Here is a 23,525-nt window from a genome sequence, read left to right as displayed (position 1 = left end):
CCAGCGAGGGAGTCAAGGCCCCAAGTTTCGGTTCCCTCTGCGAGGTGACCGCGCTTGTGGGGCACTGACTTTGGTTACTGTACCCGCTCGATCTCCGCTCCCAAAATCGCCAGGTTTTCCACGAACAACGGGTAGCCCCGATCGATGTGAAACACGTCGTGGACCTCGGTGTCTCCGTCCGCGACCAAACCCGCCAGAACCAGGCCCGCACCGGCGCGAATGTCCGAACACCACACGGGAGCGCTCGACAGTTGGGGCAATCCGCGCACGACGGCGTGGTGGCCGTCGGTGCGGGCGTCGGCGCCGAGGCGGATCATCTCCTCGACGAACCGGAAGCGCGCCTCGAAGACGTTCTCCGTGATCATCGACGTGCCGTCGGCGATCGACGCCAGGGCGATCGCCATCGGCTGCAGGTCCGTCGGGAACCCGGGGAACGGCAGCGTCGCGACGTTCACCGACTTCGGCCGCTCGTACTGGGCGATCCGGAAGCTGTTGTCTGTCTGGGTGACCGTGGCGCCGGCGTCGTGCAGTTTGTGCAGGACGACCTGCAGATGCGCCGGGTCGATGCCCGTCACCGTGATGTCGCCCCGGGTCATCGCCGCGGCGATCCCCCAGGTGGCGGCGACAATGCGATCCCCGATCACGCGGTGTTCCGTCGGGTAGAGGCGCGGGACGCCGGTGATCGTCATGGTCGGCGACCCGGCCCCCTCGACCTGCGCCCCCATCTGGTTGAGCATCGTGCACAGATCGACGACGTCGGGCTCGCGCGCCGCGTTGTGGATCGTGGTGACGCCTTCGGCCACCACCGCGGCCATCAAGATGTTCTCGGTGGCGCCCACCGAGGGGAATTCCAGTTGGATCTCCGCGCCGCGCAGCGTATCGGCTTGCGCGACAACGCATCCGTGCTCGATGTTGCATTGCGCACCCAGCTGGCGCAGGCCCGCTTGGTGCATGTCGAGCGGCCGCGAGCCGATCGCGTCGCCGCCGGGCAGCGCCACCCGGGCCCGCTTGCACCGCCCGACCAGGGGCCCGAGCACGCACACCGACGCCCGAAACTGCCGCACCGCGGCGAAGTCCGCGTCGTACTTCGGCTCGTCGGGTGAGGTGATCCGGGCGACGTCGCCGTCGAGTTCGACGGTGGCGCCCAGGCCACGCAGGACTTCCGCCATCAGCGGCACGTCGAGGATGTCGGGGCAATTGGTGATGGTGCTGGTGCCCTCCGCCAGCAGCGTCGCGGCCATCAGTTTCAAAACACTGTTCTTGGCGCCGCCGACGGCGACTTCGCCGGACAACCGGTTGCCGCCGGTCACCACGAATCGCTCAGCCACCCGCGTCAGTCTAGTGAAGCGGTATCGGCTTGTCAGTCAGCTAAGTGGCCCGCCGAGTACGGTTTGGTCATGGCAGTGCACCTGACCCGCATTTACACGCGGACCGGCGATGACGGGACCACCGGGCTCAGCGACTTCTCGCGGGTTTCCAAGAACGACGCCCGCCTGATCGCCTACGCCGACTGTGACGAAGCCAACTGCGCGATCGGCGTCGCGCTCGCGCTGGGCGGCCCCGATGCCGAGATCGCGGGCGTGCTGCGCCAGATCCAAAACGACCTGTTCGACGCCGGCGCCGACCTGTCCACGCCGGTGGTCCCGGATCCGAAGTATCCCCCCCTGCGCGTTCCGCAGGCCTACATCGACCGGCTGGAGGGTTGGTGTGACAAATATAACGAACCGCTGCCGGCGCTGAAATCCTTTGTGCTGCCGGGTGGTTCGCCGTTGTCGGCGTTGCTGCACGTGGCCCGTACCGTGGTGCGGCGCGCCGAGCGATCGGCGTGGGCTGCGGTCGAGTCCGCCCCGGAGACGGTCAGCGTGCTGCCGGCCAAGTACCTCAATCGGCTGTCCGACCTGTTGTTCATCTTGTCGCGGGCGGCGAACCCCGAGGGTGACGTGCTGTGGCAGCCAGGAGGCGGCGCCGCGGACTGAGGCCGTCAAAGTGGTTGTCGCGGCGGCGAACTGGTCAGAAGCTACGCCGGCGCGCACGCGGTGAGGGGCGGGACTCCAGCCAGGACAGGAAAGCGGTCAACGCCCCCTTGTCGAACGCGATCTCGTACCCCGAACGCGGTTCCTGCGTGGTATCGCGCAGTTCGAGGACGACGATCTCGTCGGTCATGATGTCGAACTCGTCGCCGCGGGGTGCGCGCCTGGCGACGATCTCTACGCCCCGCCTGCTAAGCCGGCGATCCGGCCACAACCGCAGGCTGGAGAGCCGGTAGAACAGGGCCTCCCCGCCGCGGTACCGGATCACGCCATGCCGCCAGCCGTGGCCGCCGACCGCGGGGACGTCGCGCATGATGCCCGCCGTTCCACCTTGGCGCAGTTTCCACAACCGGTAGCTCAGCGCGGCGACGGCGGCCCCCAGGACGACGACGAGCACGACCATGCCAACCATGGGCGCGCCCATCTGCCGTCAGTCGATCGCGCCGACGGCGCGCAGTCTCGCGCGCCCTCTGGCCGCGATCCGGGGATCGTCCGATTCGGAATCCTCCCGGGCGGAGCTCTCGTCGATCTCGGACTCGAATGCCGCGGATTCGGCGAGCACGGTCACCGATTCCTCGGTGATCGAAAGGAAGCCGCCGTCCACGGCGATCCGTAAGTCGTCTTCGCCGTCCCGTTCGACGCGCACCATCGCGTCGTCGACCAGTTGAGCCACCAGCGGGATGTGCCGCGGCATGATGCCGATCTCCCCGACGGTGGTGCGGGTGAACACGAACTTCGCCTCACCCGACCAGATCTTGCGGTCGACAGCGACGATCTCGACGTTCATTTCGGCCATGCCACACCACCTTTCGACTCGACCGGGTCGTTAGAGCTTGGCGCCAAGGCTCTCGGCCTTCTTGGCCAGGTCGTCGAGCCCACCGATGAGGAAGAAGGCCTGCTCGGGCACGTGGTCGAACTCGCCCTTGGTCAGGCGGTCGAACGACTCGATGGTCTCCTTCAGCGGCACCGTCGAACCCGGCTGACCGGTGAACTGCTCGGCCGCCATCATGTTCTGCGACAGGAACCGCTCGATGCGCCGTGCCCGGTTCACCAGCTGCTTGTCCTCTTCGGACAGCTCGTCGATACCGAGGATGGCGATGATGTCCTGAAGGTCCTTGTAGCGCTGCAAGATTCGGATCACTTCCTGGGCGACGCGGTAGTGCTCGTCACCGACGACGCTGGGGTCCAGGATGGTCGAGCTCGACGCCAGCGGGTCCACCGCCGGGAAGATGCCCTTGGAGAACACGTTTCGGGACAGCTCCGTGGTCGCGTCGAGGTGCGCGAACGTCGTCGCCGGCGCCGGGTCGGTGTAGTCGTCGGCGGGCACGTACACCGCCTGCATCGACGTGATGGACCGGCCCCTGGTCGAGGTGATGCGCTCCTGCAGCTCGCCCATCTCGTCGGCCAGGGTGGGCTGGTAACCCACCGCCGACGGCATGCGGCCCAGCAGCGTCGACACCTCGGAGCCGGCCTGGGTGAACCGGAAGATGTTGTCGATGAACAACAACACGTCCTGGCCCGCCTCGTCGCGGAACCACTCAGCCATGGTCAACGCGGACAGCGCCACCCGCATACGGGTGCCGGGCGGCTCGTCCATCTGACCGAACACCAACGCGGTGTCCTTGAGCACGTCGGCTTCCTTGAGCTCGACCCACAGGTCGTTACCCTCGCGAGTGCGCTCCCCCACCCCGGCGAACACCGAGGTACCACCGAAGTTTCGGGCGATACGGTTGATCATCTCCTGGATGAGCACCGTCTTGCCCACGCCGGCACCACCGAACAACGCGATCTTGCCACCACGCACGTAGGGGGTGAGCAGGTCGACGACCTTCAGGCCGGTCTCCAGCATCTCGGTGCGGGGCTCGAGGTCCTCGAACTTCGGCGGCTTGCGGTGGATCGACCAGTGGTCGAAGTCCTCGCCGTAGCCGTCCTTGTCCAGGCAGTCGCCCAGCGCGTTGAAGACGTGACCCTTCACGCCCTCGCCCACGGGCACCGAGATGGGGTTGCCGCTGTCGGTGACCGCGACGCCCCGCACCAGGCCATCGGTGGGCTGCAGCGAGATGGCGCGAACCAGGTTGTCGCCCAGGTGCTGCGCCACCTCGAGGGTCAGCGTCTTCTTCAGCTCCTCGTAGGAGACCTCGGCGTTCAAGGCGTTGAACAGGTCCGGCACCGAGCCGCGCGGGAATTCCACGTCGACGACGGGGCCGGCGATGCGTACCACGCGGCCCTTGGTGTCGGTGTCCTGGGCGTTCTCGGTCTTGTCGGCGGTGTCAGTTGTGGCAGCCATAATTTTCTTCGCTTCCTTTGCGCTACCGGGCGTCGGCGTCGGCGAGCGCGTTTGCGCCACCGACGATTTCGCTGATCTCTTGGGTGATCTGGGCCTGTCGCTCGCGGTTCGCCATCAGCGTCAGCTCTTTGATCAGGTCGTCCGCGTTGTCGGTGGCCGACTTCATCGCCCGCTGTCGCGACGCCAATTCCGATGCGGCGGAATCGAGCAACGCGGCGTACACGCGGGTGGTCACGTACCGCGGCAGCAGCGCGTCGAAAAGCTCCGACGCACTGGGCTCGAAGGAGTACAGGGTGTGCAGATCGTCGGTGTCCTCGACGTACTCGGTGACCATCGGCGCCACCCGTCGCGCGTCGGTCGACTGCGAGAGCATCGACTTGAACTGGGTGTAGACGATGTGCAGCTCGTCCACGCCCTCGCCGGAGCCGGACTGGTCGTCGTCGATGTCGGCGCCGCTGCCGGTCATGAAGGCATCGACCAGGGTCGACGCCACCTCCGACGCGTTCTCGTAGCTGGGTTGCTCGGAGAAACCAGTCCAGGATTCGGTGATGTCCCAGTTCCGGAACGAGTAGTAGTTCTGCGCCTTTCGGCCGACCACGTACAGGACCGGCGTCTTGCCTTCCTCACGCAGCTTCGCGAACAGCTCCTCCGAGCGGCGGAAGACGCTGGAGTTGTAGGCACCGCACAGTCCCCGGTCGGAGGACACCACCAGCACGCCGGCCCGCTTCGGGTCATCCCGCTCGACGAGCAGCGGATGATCCAGCGCGGCCTCGCCGGACAGGGTGGTGAGCATGCGGGTGATCTCTTCGGAGTACGGGCGCGCGGCTTCGAGACGAGCCTGCGCCTTTCCGATCCGCGAGGTCGCGATCAGCTCCTGGGCCTTGGTGATCTTTTTGATCGAGCCGGCGGAGCGGATCCGACCGCGCAATTCGCGAAGTGTGGCAGCCATTGGTCGCTACTTCTTTTTCTTCTCCGAGCCGCCCTGGTCCGAGCCGCTGTCCTTGGAAACGCTATCTTTGCCGGAGCCGCCGTCCTTCTTGGCGCCTTCCTTGTCGGACTGCTTCTTGACCTTCACCGACTCCTTCTCCTCGCCCTCGAGGGGCTCGGCGTGCTCGTCGGGCACCACCGAACCACCGTCGGTGGCCGCGAAGCTCTTCTTGAAGTTCTTGATGATGTCGGTCAGCTGCTTCTCGCCCTCCTCGGACAGCTTCTGGCTGTCGCGGATGCCCGCGAGGAACTTCTCCTCCGACGCCCGGATGTGGTCGAGCAGCTCGGTCTCGAAACGCCGCACGTCCTCTACCGGCACCGAGTCCAGGTGGCCGCCGGTGCCCAGGAAGATCGAAACCACCTGCTCCTCAACGGGCATCGGCTGGTACTGGGGCTGCTTGAGCAACTCCACCAACCGCTCACCGCGCTCCAGCTGGGCCTTCGACGTGGCGTCCAGGTCGGAGGCGAACGCGGCGAAGGACTCCAACTCGCGGTACTGCGACAGGTCCAGACGCAGCGAGCCGGCCACCTCCTTCATCGCCTTGATCTGTGCGGCACCACCCACGCGCGACACCGAGACACCGACGTTGATGGCCGGGCGGACGCCCTGGTTGAACAGGTCTGACTCGAGGAAGCACTGACCGTCGGTGATCGAGATGACGTTCGTGGGGATATAGGCCGAGATGTCGTTGGCCTTGGTCTCGATGATCGGCAGGCCGGTCATCGAGCCGCCGCCGAGCTCGTCGGAGAGCTTTGCGCAACGCTCCAAGAGCCGCGAGTGCAGGTAGAACACGTCACCGGGGTAGGCCTCGCGGCCCGGCGGGCGACGCAGCAGCAGCGAGATGGCGCGGTACGCCTCGGCCTGCTTGCTCAGGTCGTCGAACACGATCAGCACGTGCTTGCCGTCGTACATCCAGTGCTGGGCGATCGCCGAACCCGTGTACGGCGCAAGCCATTTGAAGCCGGCGGAGTCCGACGCGGGCGCGGCCACGATCGTGGTGTAGTCCATCGCGCCGCCCTCTTCCAGCGCGCGACGGACCGAGGCGATGGTGGTGCCCTTCTGGCCGATGGCCACGTACACGCACCGCACCTGCTTGCGCTCGTCGCCGGTCTCCCAGTTCTGGCGCTGGTTGATGATCGTGTCGACGCACACGGCGGTCTTGCCCGTCTTGCGGTCGCCGATGATCAGCTGCCGCTGGCCGCGGCCGATCGGGGTCATCGCGTCGATGGCCTTGATGCCGGTCTGCAGCGGCTCTTTCACGCTCTGGCGCTGCACCACCGAGGGCGCCTGAATCTCCAGGGCGCGGCGGGTGTCGGTCTCGATGTCGCCGCGGCCGTCGATCGGCTCGCCCAGCGGGTTGACGACCCGTCCGAGGAACGCGTCACCGACCGGGACCGACAAGACCTCGCCGGTCCGCTTGACCTGCTGACCCTCCTCGAGCTTTTCGAAGTCACCCAGGATGACCGCACCGATGCTGTGCTCGTCGAGGTTCAGCGCCACGCCGAGAACGCCGCCGGGAAACTCGAGCAGCTCCTGGGTCATGACGGAGGGCAGGCCTTCGACGTGCGCGATGCCGTCCCCGGCCTCGGTGACCGTGCCCACCTCCTCGCGGGAGGTGTCGGAGGTGAAGGAGCCTACGTACTCCTCGATGGCGCTCTGGATGGCGTCAGCAGAGATTGTCAACTCGGCCATGGCTTTTCGTCTTCCTACTTGATCTTTGTTCGCATGGGGTGGGGAAAGTAGTGGGCGCTCAGTCGGGCAACTGAGCCTCGGCCGCGGCCAGCCGGGACGAGAGCGTCCCGTCGATCACCTCGTCGGCGACGGAGATGAGCAGCCCGCCCAGCAGCTCCGGCTCGATCTGCAGCTGCACCGTCACCGGGTGGCCGTAGATGCGGGCGAGCACGTCGGCGAGGCGGGTGCGCTGCTCGTCGCTGAGTTCGGCCGCCGCGCTGACCTGCGCGACGACCTCACCGCGGCGCGCAACCGCGGCGGCGGCCAGGAACTCGATGGCCGACTCGGCCGGCTCGCCGCGCAGCAGCTGGACCGTCTGGGTGAGCAGCGACTCGACGATGGGGTTGACGCGGCCGCTTGCGCCCTCAAGGACGTTGTGCAGCAACTGGACTCGGCCTTCCACCGGAACGGCGAAGTCGCCCAGCAGGATGGCCAACCGGGGTTGCGCGTCCAGGATGCGGGAGAACCGGAAAAGCTGTTCTTCAACCTCGTCGACCTTGTCCTCGCGCTCGGCCACTTCCAGCAAGGCCTGTCGCGACACGTGCTCGATGGCGTCGACGAGATCGGAGTTCGCCGACCACCGCTCGGCCACCGCCGAGCGCAGGACGTCGAGCGTCACGTCACCGACCTTGCCGGACAGCAACTGCTCGATCAGCCGAACCCGGGGGCCGGACTCCTCGGCGGGAACCGTCAGGTAGCGCAGGACGACGATCTCCCGGTCCAACAGCTGCGCCACCGCGACCAATTCGCTGGACAGCGTCGAGAGCGCCTTGTTGTCAAGGTCTTTGGCGACAGCACCGAACTTGTCGGACAGACTGGCCAAGGCCTGCCGGCTGGCCGACCGCATCTTCGACGCCAGCGGGTACCGCACGTCGGCTGACGCCGGCGCCATCTGCTCCAGGTCGTCCAGGAACCGGTCGACGGTGCCGGATTGCTGCTCGGCGTCGGCCACGTAGTTGCGCACCAGTTCGCCCGCCTGCCGCACGGCCTCGTGGCCAAGCTCCAGGCGCAGCTGACGACTCAGTTGCGTCCGCAGCAGATCGACCTGGCGGCCGCCTTGAGACTTGATGCGCTCGGCCTCCACCTCGGACTGCGCCTGCAGTTGCTCGGCGATGCGCGCCGCGTCCGTCTCGGCCTCTTCGACGATCCGCTTCGACTCCGCCTTGGCGGATTCGACGGCCTTACTGTGGGCCGTCGTCGACTCGGTGAGCCGATCCGACGCCGCGGCAGCATCTTTGAGCTGCTGACGCACGGTCTCTTGCCGAGCGGTCATCATCCGACGCACCGGCGGCACGACGTAGCGCACCACCAGCAGCACGATGGCGGCGAAGCCGATCAGCTGCCCGATGAAGGTCGACCAATTCCCCATGTGTGTTTTACCTACTCGTCGCGGTCCCGGGAGCAACTTCGACGCCGAGGATCCGGCTGGCCAGCGTCGCCGACAGGCTGGCCACGTTGGCGCGCAGATCCAGCTCCACGGAGTCTCTTTCCCGCTTCAATTGCTCGGCGGCCTGCTGCAGCGTCGTCGACACCTGCTGCTCGGCCTGGGCGCGCGCGTCCTCGACCACCTTACGGCCCTCGGCGCGGGCGTTGTCGCGCAGCGACGACGCCTGCACACGGGCATCCGTCATAGCTTCTTCGTAGTCGGCCTGGGCAGCCTCGAACTGCTCGGCGGCCTTCTTGTTGTCGGCCGCGGTCTTGGCGACCATGGCGTCGCGCTCGCGCAACACCCGCATGACCGGCGGCACGACGAACGTGCTGATGATGCCGAGCACGACCAAGAAGATGGCCAGCACGAAGAAGAACGTGCCGTTGGGGACGAGGAAGTTGTTACCCCCCTCGGCCACCACCCGGCCGGATGCCATTACGCTGCGGCTCGCGTCACCCATCACAGCGAATTAGGTGCCGACCGGTGTGGCGAACACGAACAGCGCCATGAACGCCAGGTTGATGAAGTAGGCCGCCTCGACCAGACCGACGGTGATGAAGAACGGCGTGAACAGCCGGCCTTGCGCCTCGGGTTGCCGGGCGATGCCCGCGACCAGCGCGTTACCGGCGATGCCGTCACCGATACCGGCACCGATCGCGCCGCCGCCCATGATGAGTCCACCGCCGATGAGTGCAGCGGCAGCGACTTGGGGATCCAGAGCCATTCTTATCCTCCTTGATATCTGGTAGCGGTCTACCAGGCCTCTGTAATGGTGCGTGGGACAAAACAATTCACGATGGCCTCAGTCATGGTGATCGTCGATCTCCATGGCCTGGCTGAAGTACAGGATCGTCAGGATCGAGAAGATGAAGGCCTGGATGGCGCCGACGAACAGGTCGAACGCCTTCCAGATCGCGTTGGGCGCCCACATGATGTAGGGCGGGAACAGCGCGATGAGCGCGACCAGGATGCCGCCGGCGAAGATGTTGCCGAAGAGTCGCAGCGACAACGAGATCGGCTTGGCGAGTTCCTCGACGAGGTTGATCGGCGCCAGGAAGGCCACGTGGCCCTTGAGGACGGCGAGCGGGTGCCCGACGATGCCGCGGCGCCAGATGCCCGCCACGTGGTAGCAGACGAATACGAACAGGGCCAGTGCCAGAACGTAATTGATGTCGGCGGCCGCCGACTTCAACAGCTCGGTGGTGCGCCCCGCCTTATCGGTGTACTGCAGCGGCAGCACGGACAGCCAGTTCGAGATCAGGATGAACACGAAGATGGTGACGGCCAGCGGCAGCACGAACGGCGCGATGCGCATGCCGATCGCGCTTTCGATCTGGTCGCGCATCTGGACGGTGATGGCCTCCCAGAACAGCTGGACGCCGCTGGGCACGCCGGTTGAGGTGATCTTGGCGCGCAGGAAAAACGCCAACGCGAGCACGATCACGGCCGCGATACCCGTCGCCAGGATCGTGTCGGTGTTGACGGTCAGGCCCAGCCAGGTGGCCTTGTTGTGCTCGCCGACCTCGATGGCGGACTCGGCGAGAAACGTCGTGTCAGTCATCGCTGGTTGTCCTTCCTTCCGTTCCTTCCGATCTCGCGATCACGCGGCCCTCGGGCGCGTCCGCGGATCCGGGCTCCCAATCCCTCGCGCGCAGCTTCTTCCACACGGGCAGCGCTGTGGACGCAACCAGCAGGACCTGGAAGAGCGCCAACCCGAACAGGACGCCCAGGCCGCTCGGGCGGAACAGGAACGCGATGATCAGCCCCAGCACGGTGATGACGGCCAGCCGCGTCGCGGAATTCACCGCCATGGTGCTCTTCAGCGGATGGTCCTTGGCGGTGATGGACGCGACCGACCGCCGGACCAGCACCGCGTTGAGCAGACCCAGCAACAGCCCGACGCCGAAGAAGACGCCGACCATCAAGTGGCCTGACACGGCCGCCAGGGCCACGGCCACCGCCGTGAGGGCAACGCTGATAGCGAACAGCCGAACCGGACGGAAAGCAACAGAGGGGAACACCAACGGCGCATCCTGCGCTGGTGTCGTCACCGCAGCACCTCAATCCCAGTTTGGTTGGAACTTAGACCCCCCCGACCGACTGATCGGTGGCCCGCCGAGCGTATCGCACGTCACAGTGGAATTACCCAAGGGGTAGCTCCCGGCATCAGTCGTCCACCGGCCCGATCGGATAGCCCTCCGAGAGACCGGCAACCTGAACGGTTTTTTGGGGTTCTACCAGCACCGTACCACATCGCAGACCCCACTACTACCGGCTGTCGTAGCCTTCGTCTTCGTCTTCGTCCTCGTCGCGGCGGCGCAGCAGCGGGATGGCCGTGGCGATGCCCGCGACGGCGATGGCGCCCAGCATCACCGCGGCGGTGTCCCGGGGGTTGAAGAAGATCGTGCTCGCCGCGCCGAACGCGACGATGCCCACCCACAGGTAGATCAGCAGCACCACCCGCCGGTGCGAGTGGCCGATCTGCAGCAATCGGTGATGCAGATGCATCTTGTCGGGGCTGAACGCGCTGCGACCCGCGCGAGTGCGGCGCACGATCGCCAGCAGCAGGTCGAGCATCGGCACGAACATCACCGCGACCACCAGCAGAAACGGCGACAGCAGGGCGAACACGTCGCGGGCACCGTAGGCGTTCTGCGACACCGGCCCCGCGGCCGTCGTGGAGGCCGCGGCGAGCATCAGCCCGATCAGCATCGAGCCCGAGTCGCCCATGAAGATCTTGGCTTTGTGAAAGTTGTGCGGCAGGAAGCCCAGGCAGGCCCCCGCCAGCACCACCGAGATCACCGCGGGCGGGTAGAACAACACGTCGCCGCCGTGATCGCGCAGCAGCCCGACCGAGAACATGCAGATGGCCATGGCAGTGATCAGCCCGAGCCCGGCGGCCAGCCCGTCGAGCCCGTCGACGAAGTTCATGGCGTTGACGATCGAGACCGTCAACGCCAGCGTGAGCAGGATCGACGACGCCTGGTCGAGCACGATGGTGCCCACGCCGCCGATCGGGATGTACAACACGCTCCAGGCGACGCCCATGGTGACCAGCACGCTGGCCGCGGTGATCTGGCCGGCGAACTTCGTCAGCGCATCCAGGCCCCAACGGTCGTCGATCAGCCCGATGCCCATGATGACCGCGCCGGCCACCAACACCGCGGGCATGCCGGTGGAGTAGACGAAGCCGCGGGTGAGCGCGGGAAGCTGCGAGGCCAGGAACACGGCCGCCCCAACCCCGAAAAACATTGCCAGCCCGCCCATTCGGGGCGTTGGCGTGACGTGCACGTCGCGCTCGCGCGGATAGGCGACGGCGCCGAGCCGGGTGGCCAGCACGCGCACCGGGCCGGTCGCGAAGTAGGTGATGATCGCGGCGGTCAGCCCGACCAGGGCGAGCTCGCGCAGCGGCACGCCGGCGCCGCGATCGGCCAGGGCGAGCCAACCACTTGCCAGATTGGTGACGACGCTGGACACCTCGAGACCGTACTGCACCAACCTGGTCCGCCAGTAATCGCGCCGCCGCCGGCTAACCCGTCAGGCTCGCGGGATCCACCTCGAGTACCTCGGCGATGCGCTGCGCGCTCACCGGGCCCGGCCGCAGGATCCGGGGGCCGTCACCGGTGAGGTCGACGATGGTGGAGGCGGCGCCCTGTTCGGACGGACCCGCGTCAAGGTAGACGTCGACGAGGTCGCCGAGTTGGTCGCGCGCGTCGCCGGCGGTCACGGCGGCCGGGCGGCCCGAGACGTTCGCGCTGGAGACCGCCATGGGCCCGACCTCCCGCAGCAGCTCGATGGCCACCGGGTGCAACGGCATGCGCAGCATCACGGTGCCGCGGGCGTCGCCGAGGTCCCACTGCAGCGACGGCGCCTGGGTCACCACCAGGCTCAACGCGCCCGGCCAGAACGCGCGGATCAGGTCGCGGGCGCCGCGCGGCATGGTGTAGACGAGGCCCTCGATGGTGTGCCAGGAGCCCACCAGCACGCCCACCGGCATGTCGCGGCCGCGGCCTTTCGCCGACAGCAGGGCGGCCACCGCGGCGGTGTTGAACGCGTCGGCGCCGATGCCGTACACGGTGTCGGTGGGCATGACGACCAGCCGGCCGCCCTTGAGCGCCGTGACCGCCGAGGCGATGCCGCGGGCGCGCTGGTCGGGGTCGGCGCAGTCAAATACGTCAGTCACGAGCGCCGCTCCTCCTCATCGCCAGTCCTCATTGCCGTCACGAACCGCGGGCGCCCCGCCAGGTCCCGCCGGGCCCGGACGTCGTCGAACACCCCTGCCGCAACGAACAATTCGACGGTCTGGGCCGACGTGCTGTCGTCGTGCTCGACGGCCACCAGGCCGCCGGGGCGCAGCCAGCGGGCGGCCAGTTCCACGATGGGGCCGAGCACCGCCATGCCGTCCGGGCCGCCGAACACCGCGTGGCGCGGGTCGTGGCCCGCGACCTCGGGGGGCACCGCCGCGTCGTCGGGCACATAGGGCGGATTGGCCACCAGCAGGTCCACGCGCGCGTTCAGTTCGGGAAGCAGGCCCGGGCGGGTGACGTCGGCCTCGATGAGCTCGACGCCGGTGCCCTCGACGTTGCGGCGCGCGTACGCCAGCGCCGCGGCCGAGTCGTCCACGGCGATGACCCGCGCGCCCAGGCCACGCTCCGCCCGGTGCCGGGCCAGCGCGACCGCCAAAGCCCCTGAGCCGGTACACAAGTCGACGATCACAGGCTCGGGTGCCAGCCGCTGCGCGCTCGCCCACTCCAGCAGCGCTTCGGTTTCGGGGCGCGGCACGAACACGCCGGGCCCGACGTGCAGCAGCAGCGGCCCGAACGCGGCCGTGCCCAGCAAGTGCTGCAACGGCACCCGCCGGGAGCGCGCGGCCACCGCCTCGCGGTAGCGCCCGAAGAAGTCCTCGCCGGGTGAGTCGAGCAGCGCCAGCCGCCCTCGGTCGGTGCCCGCCAGGTGGGCGGCCAGCGTCTCGGCGTCCCAGCGCGCGGAATCGATGCCGGCTGCGGTCAGTGCCACCGCAGCGTCGTCGATCGCGCGCCGCAATGCGGTCATGCCTGTTGCAGCCGGCTCTGTTTGTCCGCGGCGGCCAGCGCGTCGAACATCGCGTCGAGGTCGCCGTCGAGCACCTGGTCGAGGTTGTGCGCCTTGAACCCGATGCGGTGGTCGGTGATCCGGTTCTCGGGGAAGTTGTAGGTGCGGATCCGCTCGCTGCGGTCCACGGTGCGGATCTGGCTGGCCCGGTCGGCCGAGGCGTCGGCCAGCGCCTGCTCCTCGGCCAGCGCCTGCAGCCGCGCCGCCAGCACCTGCAGGGCGCGGGCCTTGTTCTGCAGCTGCGACCGCTCGTTCTGGCAGGTCACGACGATCCCGGTGGGCAGGTGGGTGATGCGCACCGCGGAGTCGGTGGTGTTCACGCCCTGCCCGCCCTTGCCGGACGAGCGGTACACATCGATGCGCAGATCGGATTCGTCGATCTGCACCTCGCCGACTTCCTCGGGTTCGGGGTAGACCAGCACGCCGGCGGCCGAAGTGTGAACGCGGCCCTGCGATTCCGTGACGGGGACGCGCTGCACCCGGTGCACGCCGCCCTCGAACTTCAGGCGCGACCACACACCGTCGGCCGCGTCGCCCTTGCTGGCGATGGACAGCGTCGCGTCCTTGTAGCCGCCCAGGTCGGACGTCGTTTCGTCCAGCACGGTCACGGTCCAGCCGTGTCGCTCGGCGTAGCGGATGTACATCCTGGCGAGGTCGGCGGCGAACAGCGCCGATTCCTCCCCGCCCTCGCCGGACTTCACCTCGAGCACGATGTCGTCGGCGTCGTGCGGGTCGCGCGGCGCCAGCATGTCGGTGAGTTGGGTCTCTAGCTCGCCGACCTGAACCTCGAGCTCGGTGACCTCGTCGGCGAACGAGTGGTCGTCGGCGGCCAGTTCCCGGGCGGTCTCCAGGTCGGCGCGCGCGGACTCCAGCTTGCGGTGGGTGGCGGCGATCGGCGCCAGGCGGGCGAACCGGCGGCCGGCCTTGCGCGCCTCGCCGGGATTGCTGTGCAGCTCGGGGTCCGCCAGCCGTCGCTCGAGCTCGGCGTGTTCGGCGAGCAGCACGTCGATGGTCTGCACCGGCTTTGTCATGTCACACCTCCCACACCAAGCGATCCGCTCCTGAACGCGAACCGACGCCCGGCCCGTGCGCCTGCGCGCACAGTTCGGGCGTCGGTGAGGCCGCTACTTGTCGGCGTCCGCTCCGGCTTTGCGCTTGCCGTAGCGCTTCTCGAAGCGGGCCACCCGGCCGCCGCTGTCGAGAATCTTCTGCTTGCCCGTGTAGAACGGGTGACACTGCGAGCAGACCTCGACGACGATGCGGCCGCCGGACTTGGTGCTGCGCGTTTGGAAGGTGTTGCCACACCCGCAGAGCACCGTGGTCTCCTCGTAGGCGGGATGAATCTCAGCTTTCATGATGTCCTCTTCGATCGTGTGTCGCCCGGCCCTGGCGGCGTCGGAGCCGACGGCCGGTGGTGAACTCCCAACCCGAGGCGGTCCTGGGTAATCGACGTTCGATTATGCCAGGTCAACCACCGTCTTCCCAAAACACCGGGGTGGGCCCGGACATTCCCTCGGTGCCGGCGCGACCGCTCTTCGAGACCGAAGCCACAGCGGCGGCGCGCCGGACGCGCGGACGGATCAGTCGTTGTCCATCGATCCCGGCGTCGTCTTGGACACCTGGACCAGGAACTCGTAGTTGTTCTTGGTCTTGCGCAGCTGCGACATCAGCAGGTCGATGGCCTGGTGCGAGTCCAGACCGGACAGCACGCGGCGCAGCTTGTGGACGATGCCGAACTCGTCGGGCGAGAGCAGCAGTTCGTCCTTGCGGGTACCGGAGGGGTTGACGTCGACCGCCGGGAAGACCCGCCGCTCGGAGATCTTGCGGTCCAACTTGAGCTCCGCGTTACCGGTGCCCTTGAACTCCTCGAAGATGACCGTGTCACCGGTGGAGCCGGTCTCGACCATCGCGGTGGCGATGATCGTCAGCGACCCGCCTTCCTCGATGTTGCGCGCCGCGCCGAGGAACCGCTTGGGCGGGTACAGCGCGGTGGAGTCGACACCACCGGACAGGATCCGGCCGGACGCGGGCGAGGCGTTGTTGTACGCGCGGCCCAGGCGGGTGATCGAGTCCAGCAGCACCACGACGTCCTTGCCCTGCTCGACGAGCCGCTTGGCGCGCTCGATCGCGAGTTCGGCGACGGCCGTGTGGTCGGTGGGCGGCCGGTCGAAGGTCGAGGCGATGACCTCACCCTTGACCGAGCGGGTCATGTCCGTGACCTCTTCGGGCCGCTCGTCGACGAGCACGACCATGAGGTGGCATTCGGGGTTGTTCCTGGTGATCGCGTTGGCGATGTCCTGCAGGATCGTGGTCTTACCGGCCTTGGGCGGCGACACGATCAGCGCGCGCTGCCCCTTGCCGATCGGCATGATCAGGTCGATGACCCGGGTGGTCAGCCGGTCGCTGGTGGTCTCCAGCCGCAGGCGCTGGTTGGGGTAGAGCGGCGTCAGCTTGGAGAAGTCGGGCCGCTTCTTGGCTTCTTCGACCGAGCCGCCGTTGACGCTGTCCAACCGCACCAGCGGGTTGAACTTCTGCCGCTGGTTGGGCTGCTCGCCGTCCTTGGGCACGCGTACCGCGCCGGTGACGGCGTCGCCACGGCGAAGGCCGTTCTTGCGCACCATGTTCATCGACACGTAGACGTCGTGCGGGCCGGCGAGGTAGCCGGAGGTGCGCACGAACGCGTAGTTGTCCAGGACGTCGAGGATGCCGGCGACCGGCTGCACGACGTCGTCCTCGCGGATCTGCTCGGATTCCGCGCCGTCACCGGTGCGTTCGCCGCGGCGCCTGCGGTCGCGGAAGCGGCGCCCCCGCCTCCCCTGGCGGCCGTCGCCGTCGTCGTCTTGCTGGTTCTGGTTCTGGTTGGAGCCGCCGCGCTGGCCGCCCTGGTCGTTGCCGCCGTCCTGGCCGCGGTCGCGGTTCTGGTCGTGGCGGTCTTGGCCGCGGTCGTCCCGCTTGCCGGCGTCGGCCTCGTCGCCGGAGGCGTCGTCGCGACGCGCCGAGCGGCCCCGGCCACCGTCGTCGTCGGGCTGGGCGGCGGCGCCGGCTTCGCGGGAGGCGTTGCGCCGTTCGCGGCGCGGCGACTCGGCGGCCGTACCGTTCTGCTCCGCTTTGGCCGGGGCGTCCGGGCCGGCGCCGTTGGCGTCGGTGTCCGGCTTGGAGCCGGTGTCGACGGCGGCGGTCGGCGCGCCGTTGGCGGCGGCGCCGTTGGCCTGGCCGCGAATCTCCTTGATGGCGGCGATCAGTTCGTTCTTGCGCATGCCCGACGTCCCCTTGACGCCGACCTGGCTGGCCAGGGCGCGCAGCTCGGGCAACACCATGGTGGACAGGGCGCCCGCGGGGCCATCGGACTTGGTGGTCTTGACGCTCTTCGCGTCGGATGTGTCTGGGGTCACGGCGTTCGCCAGTTGATCGGCGTCAGTGCTCTCGCCAGCCGTGAACAGGTCCGTATCAGTCACGGATTTCCTTTCTTCCCCCGCTGATCACGTCATACGGGGGGTCGTTGCAATCAGGCTCAGTGCCGGATGCGCCCAATCATCGACTCTGCAACGGTGATCGCCTCGATCGGCGGAGTAAACGGCGAACCTCGTCCACGAGAAGAATTGGTGTTGTCCTAGCTTCAAGGCAGTATGGATGCAGATGCAGATGCTGCGATTGCTGGACGGGTCCGAGGATAGCCCCCATCCCAGCCGGAAGCAAGCAAACGCTCGGGCCACGCTGTGGATCACTCGGGGACGGTGGCTCCCGCACTCCAGCGAACTCGTTCGCCAGCGGCCATCGCGGTGATCGTAAAACCGTGGGCGGCCCCGTAGTCCACCACTTCCGCAGGTAGCTCCGAGGCTGTGCTCAACGCAATCACCGAAGGACCGGCCCCCGACAGCGTCGCTGCCACGTTATGACGCCGCAGCAGCCGCAAATATTCCGCGGAGGCCGGCATCGCCGCCGCGCGCTGCGGCTGATGCAAGACATCCTCGGTGGCCGCCATCAGCAGGTCGGGGCGTTCGGTGAGCGCCACCACCAGCAACGCCGCGCGACTGACGTTGAAGCGCGCGTCGACGTGGCTGACCTGCGCGGGCAGCAGCACCCGCGTCTCCGAGGTCAGCGAACGTTCCTCGGGGACCGCGCAGTGCACCCGGATGTCGGGGTGCAGCCGCAGGGGCACCGCCGAGTAGCGGGCCGCGGCGGCACCGCTGTCGATCCACGACACCACCGCGCCCCCCAGCACGGCGGCCGCGGCGTTGTCGGGATGGCCCTCGAAATCCGAGGAGAGCTGAATCAGCTGGGCATCGGTCAACACCGGCGAATTCGTCTGCGCCACAAGGCCGTTAGCCGCAGCCAGGCCGCCGACCGCGGCGGCCGCCGAGGATCCCAGCCCCCGGGAGTGCGGAATGGCGTTGCGGCACCGCACCACCAAGCCCGGCGCCTGGACACCGGCCGCGTGCAGCCCGGCGGTAAGGGCGCGGACCACCAGATGCTCGGGGCCCAGCGGCACCTGATTGGCGCCCTGCCCTTCGACGAGCACGACCAGTCCGGAATCCGTTGTCTCGACGACGATCTCGTCGCACAGGTCCAGGGCCAAGCCGAGGCTGTCGAAGCCCGGGCCGAGGTTGGCGCTGGACGCCGAGACCACGGCGCTGGCCACCAGCCCGGCGGGGAGCACCTGGGTCACCAACAACCCTTCACGCCAAGCCGAGCTTCTCGACGACGAGCACCGGGTCGACGGGCAGCGGGGACACGGTCGGCATGTCGCGCAGCGCCGTGTCGGGGTCCTTGAGGCCGTTGCCGGTCACCGTGCACACCACCGTGGAGCCGCGGGCGACCCAGCCGTCGTCGACGGCTTTGAGCAGGCCCGCGACGCTGGCCGCGGACGCCGGCTCGACGAAAACCCCTTCGCTCTGGGCGATGAGGTGATACGCCGCCAGGATCTCGTCGTCGGTGGCGGCGAGGAAACGGCCGTCCGACTGCTGCTGGGCCTTGACCGCGGCGGTCCACGACGCCGGCGCGCCGATCCGGATGGCGGTCGCGATGGTCTCCGGGTGGCTGACGGGTTCGCCGTGCACCAGCGGGGCCGCGCCGGCCGCCTGGGTGCCGAGCATCCGCGGCAGCCGGTCGATCACCCCCTCTTGGTGATATTCGGTGTAGCCCTTCCAGTACGCGGTGATGTTGCCGGCGTTACCCACCGGGAGGGCGTGCACGTCCGGCGCGGCGCCCAGCGCGTCGACGATCTCGAAGGCCGCCGTCTTCTGGCCCTCGATGCGCACCGGGTTGACCGAATTGACCAGTGAGATCGTCGGAAAGTCGGCGGCCATCTTGCGGGCGAGCTCGAGGCAGTCGTCGAAGTTGCCGTCGATCTGAATGATCTTGGCGCCGTGCATGACCGCCTGCGCCAGCTTGCCCATCGCGATCTTGCCCTGCGGGATCAGCACCGCGCAGGTGATCCCGGCGCGGGCGGCGTAGGCCGCCGCCGACGCGGAGGTGTTGCCCGTCGACGCGCAGAGCACCGCCTGCTGGCCGCGGGCCACCGCGTCGGTGACCGCCATCGTCATGCCGCGGTCCTTGAACGAACCCGTCGGGTTGAGGCCCTCCACCTTGAGGTGCACCGTGCAGCCCGTCCGCTCGGAGAGCCGCGTCGCCTTGATCAGCGGGGTATTGCCCTCGAGCAGGGTGACCGCTGTCCAGTTGTCGCCCACCGGAAGCCGGTCGCGGTAAGCCTCGATCAGGCCGGGCCACGGCTGGTGAACGGCCGTGTACGGGGCGCTCATAGGCTGGTTCCTTCCAGGCGCAAGACGCTGGTGATGCCCTGCACGGCGTCCAAATCGGCGAGGGCGGAGACGGTTTCGGACAGCGCGGCGTCGGTCGCGCTGTGGGTGACCACCACGATCCGGGCCCCGACGCGGCGCCCGCCGTCGTCGACCACGCCCTCCTGGCGCACCTCGGCGATGCTCACTTCCCGCTTGCCGAACTCCGCCGCGACCGAGGACAACACGCCCGGCTTGTCCGCGACGTTCATGCTGACGTAATACCGGGTGGAGATCAAACCCATTGGCGCAATGGGCAATTGGGCGTACTTGGACTCCTTGGGCCCGCGGCTGCCCAGGACCCGGTTGCGGGCGGCCATCACCAGGTCACCGGTCACCGCCGACGCGGTCGGCGCGCCACCGGCGCCCTGGCCGTAGAACATCAGCCGCCCCGAGGCCTTCGCCTCGACGACGACCGCGTTGAAGGCCCCGCTGACGGTGGCCAGCGGGTGCGACAAGGGCACCAGCGCCGGGTAGACCCGGGCCGACACCCGCTCCTGGCCGTCGTCGTCGGAGATGCGCTCGCAGATGGACAGCAGCTTGATGGTGCAGCCCAACGCCCGGGCGGACGCGAAGTCGGCCGGGGTGATCTTCGTGATGCCTTCGCGGTAGACGTCGTCGGCGGTCACCCGGGTGTGGAACGCGATGGAGGCGAGGATGGCGGCCTTGGCCGCGGCGTCGTAGCCCTCGACGTCCGCGGTGGGGTCGGCCTCGGCGTATCCCAGCGCGCTGGCCTCGCCCAGGGCGGTGTCGTAGTCGGCGCCCGTGCTGTCCATCGCCGAGAGGATGTAGTTGGTGGTGCCGTTGACGATCCCGGCGACCCGCAGCACGGTGTCCCCCGCCAAGGACTGCGTCAGCGGGCGGATCACCGGGATGGCGCCCGCGACGGCCGCCTCGAAATACAGGTCGACGGTGGCGTTCTCGGCCGCCTGGGCGAGTTCACCGGTGGAGATCGACAGCAGCGCCTTGTTGGCCGTCACGACGGACTTGCCATGCTCGAGCGCGGTCAGGATCGCCTTGCGCGACGGCTCGACCGGACCCATCAGCTCCACGACGATGTCGACGTCCTCGCGCGAGACCAGCTCTTCGATGTTGTCGGTAAGCAGCTCGGCGGGGACACCGCGGTCGTCGGCGACGCGGCGCACGCCGATGCCGCGCAGCACCAAGGGCGCGCCGACCCGAGCCGCCAGGTCGTCGGCGCTGTCCTCGATGATGCGGACGACTTCGCTGCCGACGTTGCCCAACCCGAGTACCGCTACCCCAACCGGCTTTTCGTCACGGGGCACAGTTCACCTCACTTCCAGACTCAAGAGATCGTCGACCGTCTCGCGGCGCAGGATCAGGCGTGGCTGGCCCGCGCGTACCGCCACCACGGCCGGACGGCAGATCATGTTGTAACGGCTGGACAGCGAATAGCAGTAGGCGCCGGTGGCCGCCACCCCCAGCAGGTCGCCGGGCGCCAGGTCGTCGGGCACCCAGGTGTCCCGCACGACGATATCGCCGCTCTCGCAATGCTTTCCGACGATACGCGCCAGGGTCGCGGGCCCGTCGCTGACCCGCGAGACCAGCCGGGCGTCGTATTGCGCGTCGTAGAGCGCGGTGCGGATGTTGTCGCTCATGCCGCCGTCGACGCTGACGTAGCGGCGCTGCGCCGTGGCGCTGATGTCGACGTCCTTGACGGTGCCGACCTCGTAGAGGGTGATGGTGCCCGGGCCGGCGATGGCGCGGCCCGGCTCCACCACCAGGGTCGGCGTGGGCAGCCCCACCGCCGCCGACTCGCTGCGCACGATGGCGGTCAGCTTGTCCGCCAGCTCGGTCATCGGCGGTGGGTCGTCGGCCGCCAGGTACGAAATGCCCAGGCCTCCGCCGAGATCCACGGTCGAGATCTGCGCGGTCTTGTCGACACCGAACTGCTCGACGACCTCTTGCAGCAACCCGATGACCCGGTGCGCGGCGACTTCGAAGCCGTCGACGTCGAAGATCTGCGAACCGATGTGGCTGTGCAGCCCGACGAGCCTCAGGTTGTCCGTGGCGAAGACGCGGCGCACGGCCCCCATGGCCGCGCCGCTGGCCACCGAGAGGCCGAACTTCTGGTCTTCGTGCGCGGTGGAGATGAATTCGTGCGTGTGCGCCTCGACGCCGACGGTGACGCGCACGTAGACGTCTTGGACGACGCCCGCCTCACCCGCGATGGCGTCAAGCCGCTCGATCTCGATCATCGAGTCCAAGACGATGCGCCCGACACCGACTTTGACCGCCTCGGTCAGCTCGGCGACGGATTTGTTGTTGCCGTGGAACGTGATGCGCTCCGGCGGGAAGTCGGCGCGCAGCGCGACGGCCAGCTCGCCGCCGGTCGACACGTCGAGCGACAGGCCCTCCTCGTCGACCCAGCGGGCGACCTCGCTGCATAGGAACGCCTTGGCCGCGTAGTAGACGTGGCGGCCGCCGCCGAACGCGGCCGCGATCTCGCGGCAGCGGGACCGAAAGTCGTCCTCGTCGATGACGAACAGCGGGGTCCCGTATTCCCGGGCGAGGTCGGTGACGGGCACGCCCGCGATGGCCGCGATCCCGTCGGCACCGCGAATCATGTTGCGCGGCCACACGTTCGGGGCGAGCGACAGCAGCTCCTCGGCCGACTGCGGGCGCGGGGGGCTGGCGGGTTGACGGGCGTCGTCGGCGTACCGGGGCCCGGCGGGATGGACGTTCACATTCGCTCCGGCGCGGTGACCCCGAGGATGGCCAGGCCGTTGGCGATGACCTGACGGGTGGCCTGGCACAGCGCCAGGCGGGCGGTGTGCAAGTCGGTGGGCCGCTCGTCGCCCTGCGGCAGCACGCGGCACGAGTCGTAGAACCGGTGGTAATCACCGGCGAGGTCTTCGAGGTAACGGCAGACCCGGTGCGGTTCGCGCAGGTTCGCCGCCGTCTCGAGTACGCGCGGGAACTCGCCGAGGGTGCGCAGCAGCGTCCCCTCCTTGTCGTGGCTGAGCAGCTCGAGGTGCGCGGTGTCGGGCGCCAGCCCCAGCTCGGCGGCGTTGCGGGCCAGCGCGGACAGCCGAGCGTGCGCGTATTGCACGTAATAGACCGGGTTTTCGTTAGACGCCGAGGACCACAACGCCAGGTCGATGTCGATCGGGGTGTCCACCGAGGAACGGATCAGGCTGTAGCGGGCGGCGTCGACGCCGATCGCCTCGACCAGGTCGTCGAGGGTGATCACCGTTCCGGCGCGCTTGCTCATGCGCACGGGCTGGCCGTCGCGGACCAGGTTGACCAGCTGCCCGATGAGCACCTCGACGGCGGCGGGGTCGTCACCGAAGGCGGCGGCCACCGCCTTGAGCCGCGCGATGTAGCCGTGGTGGTCGGCGCCGAGCATGTAGATGCACAGGTCGAATCCGCGCTGCCGCTTGTCCAGGTAGTAGGCGATGTCCCCGGCGATGTAGGCCGGCTTGCCGTCGCTCTTGATCACGACGCGGTCCTTGTCGTCGCCGAATGCGCTGGTGCGCAACCAGCTTGCGCCGTCCTTCTCGTAGATATTGCCGCTCTCGCGCAGGCGGGCGATGGCCTGGTCCACCCGCCCGCTGGTGTGCATCGAGTCCTCGTGGGTGTAGACGTCGAAGTCGGTGCCGAAGTCGTGCAGCGACTCCTTGATGTGGGTGAACATCAAGTCGACGCCGATTTCGCGGAAGGTCTCGTGCGCGTCGGCGTCGGACAGGGTCAACGCCGCGGGCGCCTGCTGCAGCACCTGCGCGGCGATGTCGTTGATGTAGTCACCCGCGTAACCGTCGTCGGGGGTGGGTTCGCCCTTGGCGGCGGCGATCAGCGAGCTGGCGAAGCGGTCGATCTGGGCGCCGTGGTCGTTGAAGTAGTATTCGCGCTCCACGGCGGCGCCCTGGGTGGACAGCAGCCGGCCCAGCGCGTCGCCGACGGCGGCCCAGCGGGTGCCGCCGATGTGGATGGGCCCGGTGGGGTTGGCCGACACGAACTCGAGGTTGATCTTGTGCCCCGCCAGCGCCGCGGAGTGACCGTATCCGTCGCCGGCGTCGATGACGTTGTCGACCACCGCGGCCTGCGCCGACGCCTCGAGGCGCAGGTTGATGAAGCCGGGCCCGGCGACCTCGGCGGCGGCGACGCCGTCGGCCTGCGCCACCGCTTCGGCGAGCCAGCCGGCCAGCTCGCG

Annotated in this window: 23 protein-coding genes; 1 reads left to right on the top strand and 22 read right to left on the bottom strand. The window is 68.4% G+C overall.

The window, feature by feature from the left end; all coding sequences use genetic code 11:
• Positions 1 to 74: 74 nt before the first annotated feature.
• Entirely contained in the window at positions 75 to 1,328 is a 1,254-nt protein-coding gene (murA, locus tag A5700_RS08105) for a UDP-N-acetylglucosamine 1-carboxyvinyltransferase (protein WP_068073108.1), read from the bottom strand.
• Between the two features lie 69 nt (positions 1,329 to 1,397).
• Between murA and A5700_RS08100 the strand changes: the two genes are divergently transcribed.
• Positions 1,398 to 1,976 (top strand): cob(I)yrinic acid a,c-diamide adenosyltransferase, encoded by a 579-nt coding sequence (locus tag A5700_RS08100; protein ID WP_068073166.1) that lies wholly within the window; start codon positions 1,398 to 1,400, stop codon positions 1,974 to 1,976.
• Between the two features lie 34 nt (positions 1,977 to 2,010).
• On the opposite strand, the gene A5700_RS08095 is transcribed toward A5700_RS08100, so the two are convergent.
• The 21 genes from A5700_RS08095 to argS all read right to left on the bottom strand — a co-directional run.
• Positions 2,011 to 2,454, bottom strand: a complete 444-nt coding sequence (locus A5700_RS08095; protein ID WP_068073115.1) for a DUF2550 domain-containing protein — start codon at positions 2,452 to 2,454, stop codon at positions 2,011 to 2,013.
• Positions 2,455 to 2,460: 6 nt separating this feature from the next.
• On the bottom strand, positions 2,461 to 2,826 hold the full coding sequence (locus tag A5700_RS08090) for a F0F1 ATP synthase subunit epsilon (RefSeq protein WP_068073117.1): 366 nt from the start codon (positions 2,824 to 2,826) through the stop codon (positions 2,461 to 2,463).
• Between the two features lie 30 nt (positions 2,827 to 2,856).
• The gene (gene atpD, locus A5700_RS08085) at positions 2,857 to 4,317 is read right to left on the bottom strand and encodes a F0F1 ATP synthase subunit beta (RefSeq protein ID WP_068073119.1); all 1,461 of its coding nucleotides are present in this window, start codon (positions 4,315 to 4,317) and stop codon (positions 2,857 to 2,859) included.
• Between the two features lie 22 nt (positions 4,318 to 4,339).
• Positions 4,340 to 5,266 carry a F0F1 ATP synthase subunit gamma gene (locus tag A5700_RS08080; protein WP_068073121.1) on the bottom strand — a complete coding sequence of 309 codons (927 nt, stop codon included), beginning with the start codon at positions 5,264 to 5,266 and terminating at the stop codon, positions 4,340 to 4,342.
• Between the two features lie 6 nt (positions 5,267 to 5,272).
• Entirely contained in the window at positions 5,273 to 6,997 is a 1,725-nt protein-coding gene (gene atpA, locus A5700_RS08075) for a F0F1 ATP synthase subunit alpha (RefSeq protein ID WP_068073123.1), read from the bottom strand.
• Between the two features lie 58 nt (positions 6,998 to 7,055).
• Entirely contained in the window at positions 7,056 to 8,405 is a 1,350-nt protein-coding gene (locus tag A5700_RS08070; RefSeq protein WP_068073126.1) for a F0F1 ATP synthase subunit B/delta, read from the bottom strand.
• A gap of 7 nt (positions 8,406 to 8,412) precedes the next feature.
• Positions 8,413 to 8,925: a F0F1 ATP synthase subunit B gene (locus A5700_RS08065; protein WP_068073127.1), complete on the bottom strand. Its 513-nt coding sequence runs from the start codon at positions 8,923 to 8,925 to the stop codon at positions 8,413 to 8,415.
• Between the two features lie 9 nt (positions 8,926 to 8,934).
• Entirely contained in the window at positions 8,935 to 9,183 is a 249-nt protein-coding gene (locus A5700_RS08060) for a F0F1 ATP synthase subunit C (protein WP_156671142.1), read from the bottom strand.
• Positions 9,184 to 9,267: 84 nt separating this feature from the next.
• On the bottom strand, positions 9,268 to 10,026 hold the full coding sequence (gene atpB, locus A5700_RS08055) for a F0F1 ATP synthase subunit A (RefSeq protein WP_068073131.1): 759 nt from the start codon (positions 10,024 to 10,026) through the stop codon (positions 9,268 to 9,270).
• The gene (locus A5700_RS08050) at positions 10,019 to 10,516 is read right to left on the bottom strand and encodes an ATP synthase subunit I (protein WP_068073133.1); all 498 of its coding nucleotides are present in this window, start codon (positions 10,514 to 10,516) and stop codon (positions 10,019 to 10,021) included. The genes atpB and A5700_RS08050 overlap by 8 nt, the downstream gene beginning before the upstream one ends.
• Before the next feature lie 217 nt (positions 10,517 to 10,733).
• Positions 10,734 to 11,960, bottom strand: a complete 1,227-nt coding sequence (locus tag A5700_RS08045; protein WP_156671135.1) for a glycosyltransferase family 4 protein — start codon at positions 11,958 to 11,960, stop codon at positions 10,734 to 10,736.
• Positions 11,961 to 11,994: 34 nt separating this feature from the next.
• Positions 11,995 to 12,648 carry an L-threonylcarbamoyladenylate synthase gene (locus A5700_RS08040; RefSeq protein WP_068073135.1) on the bottom strand — a complete coding sequence of 218 codons (654 nt, stop codon included), beginning with the start codon at positions 12,646 to 12,648 and terminating at the stop codon, positions 11,995 to 11,997.
• On the bottom strand, positions 12,645 to 13,517 hold the full coding sequence (gene prmC / locus A5700_RS08035) for a peptide chain release factor N(5)-glutamine methyltransferase (RefSeq protein ID WP_068073137.1): 873 nt from the start codon (positions 13,515 to 13,517) through the stop codon (positions 12,645 to 12,647). The genes A5700_RS08040 and prmC overlap by 4 nt, the downstream gene beginning before the upstream one ends.
• The gene (gene prfA, locus A5700_RS08030; RefSeq protein WP_068073139.1) at positions 13,514 to 14,587 is read right to left on the bottom strand and encodes a peptide chain release factor 1; all 1,074 of its coding nucleotides are present in this window, start codon (positions 14,585 to 14,587) and stop codon (positions 13,514 to 13,516) included. Before prfA ends, prmC begins: the two co-directional genes overlap by 4 nt.
• 93 nt (positions 14,588 to 14,680) lie before the next feature.
• Positions 14,681 to 14,911, bottom strand: coding sequence for a 50S ribosomal protein L31 (gene rpmE, locus A5700_RS08025; RefSeq protein ID WP_068073141.1), 231 nt, complete (start codon positions 14,909 to 14,911; stop codon positions 14,681 to 14,683).
• 225 nt (positions 14,912 to 15,136) lie between these two features.
• Positions 15,137 to 16,960 (bottom strand): transcription termination factor Rho, encoded by a 1,824-nt coding sequence (rho, locus tag A5700_RS08020; RefSeq protein ID WP_369828250.1) that lies wholly within the window; start codon positions 16,958 to 16,960, stop codon positions 15,137 to 15,139.
• Positions 16,961 to 17,277: 317 nt separating this feature from the next.
• Complete coding sequence (gene thrB / locus A5700_RS08015; protein ID WP_156671134.1) at positions 17,278 to 18,225, bottom strand: homoserine kinase; 948 nt, start codon at positions 18,223 to 18,225, stop codon at positions 17,278 to 17,280.
• A 7-nt stretch (positions 18,226 to 18,232) separates the two neighbouring features.
• Complete coding sequence (thrC, locus tag A5700_RS08010) at positions 18,233 to 19,315, bottom strand: threonine synthase (RefSeq protein ID WP_068073145.1); 1,083 nt, start codon at positions 19,313 to 19,315, stop codon at positions 18,233 to 18,235.
• Positions 19,312 to 20,637 carry a homoserine dehydrogenase gene (locus tag A5700_RS08005; RefSeq protein WP_068073147.1) on the bottom strand — a complete coding sequence of 442 codons (1,326 nt, stop codon included), beginning with the start codon at positions 20,635 to 20,637 and terminating at the stop codon, positions 19,312 to 19,314. Before A5700_RS08005 ends, thrC begins: the two co-directional genes overlap by 4 nt.
• 3 nt (positions 20,638 to 20,640) lie before the next feature.
• Positions 20,641 to 22,059: a diaminopimelate decarboxylase gene (gene lysA / locus A5700_RS08000; RefSeq protein WP_068073149.1), complete on the bottom strand. Its 1,419-nt coding sequence runs from the start codon at positions 22,057 to 22,059 to the stop codon at positions 20,641 to 20,643.
• Positions 22,056 to 23,525 (bottom strand): arginine--tRNA ligase (gene argS / locus A5700_RS07995; RefSeq protein WP_068073151.1); only part of this gene is annotated, 1,470 nt, incomplete at its 5' end. The genes lysA and argS, both read right to left, overlap by 4 nt.

Origin of the sequence: Mycobacterium sp. E1214, assembly GCF_001666755.1 — a bacterium.
Lineage (GTDB): Bacteria > Actinomycetota > Actinomycetes > Mycobacteriales > Mycobacteriaceae > Mycobacterium.
The sequence above is the reverse complement of the archived record's forward strand: the minus strand, read 5'-3'. Positions and strand labels throughout refer to the sequence as shown.

What these genes read in the sequence shown, in the direction of transcription:
- A5700_RS08100 (WP_068073166.1), top strand. Translation starts at nt 1,398, where the DNA reads ATGGCAGTGCACCTGACCCGCATTTACACGCGGACCGGCGATGACGGG.
- A5700_RS08095 (WP_068073115.1), bottom strand. Translation starts at nt 2,454, where the DNA reads ATGGGCGCGCCCATGGTTGGCATGGTCGTGCTCGTCGTCGTCCTGGGG.
- A5700_RS08090 (WP_068073117.1), bottom strand. Translation starts at nt 2,826, where the DNA reads ATGGCCGAAATGAACGTCGAGATCGTCGCTGTCGACCGCAAGATCTGG.
- atpD (WP_068073119.1), bottom strand. Translation starts at nt 4,317, where the DNA reads ATGGCTGCCACAACTGACACCGCCGACAAGACCGAGAACGCCCAGGAC.
- A5700_RS08080 (WP_068073121.1), bottom strand. Translation starts at nt 5,266, where the DNA reads ATGGCTGCCACACTTCGCGAATTGCGCGGTCGGATCCGCTCCGCCGGC.
- atpA (WP_068073123.1), bottom strand. Translation starts at nt 6,997, where the DNA reads ATGGCCGAGTTGACAATCTCTGCTGACGCCATCCAGAGCGCCATCGAG.
- A5700_RS08070 (WP_068073126.1), bottom strand. Translation starts at nt 8,405, where the DNA reads ATGGGGAATTGGTCGACCTTCATCGGGCAGCTGATCGGCTTCGCCGCC.
- A5700_RS08065 (WP_068073127.1), bottom strand. Translation starts at nt 8,925, where the DNA reads ATGGGTGACGCGAGCCGCAGCGTAATGGCATCCGGCCGGGTGGTGGCC.
- atpB (WP_068073131.1), bottom strand. Translation starts at nt 10,026, where the DNA reads ATGACTGACACGACGTTTCTCGCCGAGTCCGCCATCGAGGTCGGCGAG.
- prmC (WP_068073137.1), bottom strand. Translation starts at nt 13,517, where the DNA reads ATGACCGCATTGCGGCGCGCGATCGACGACGCTGCGGTGGCACTGACC.
- prfA (WP_068073139.1), bottom strand. Translation starts at nt 14,587, where the DNA reads ATGACAAAGCCGGTGCAGACCATCGACGTGCTGCTCGCCGAACACGCC.
- rpmE (WP_068073141.1), bottom strand. Translation starts at nt 14,911, where the DNA reads ATGAAAGCTGAGATTCATCCCGCCTACGAGGAGACCACGGTGCTCTGC.
- thrC (WP_068073145.1), bottom strand. Translation starts at nt 19,315, where the DNA reads ATGAGCGCCCCGTACACGGCCGTTCACCAGCCGTGGCCCGGCCTGATC.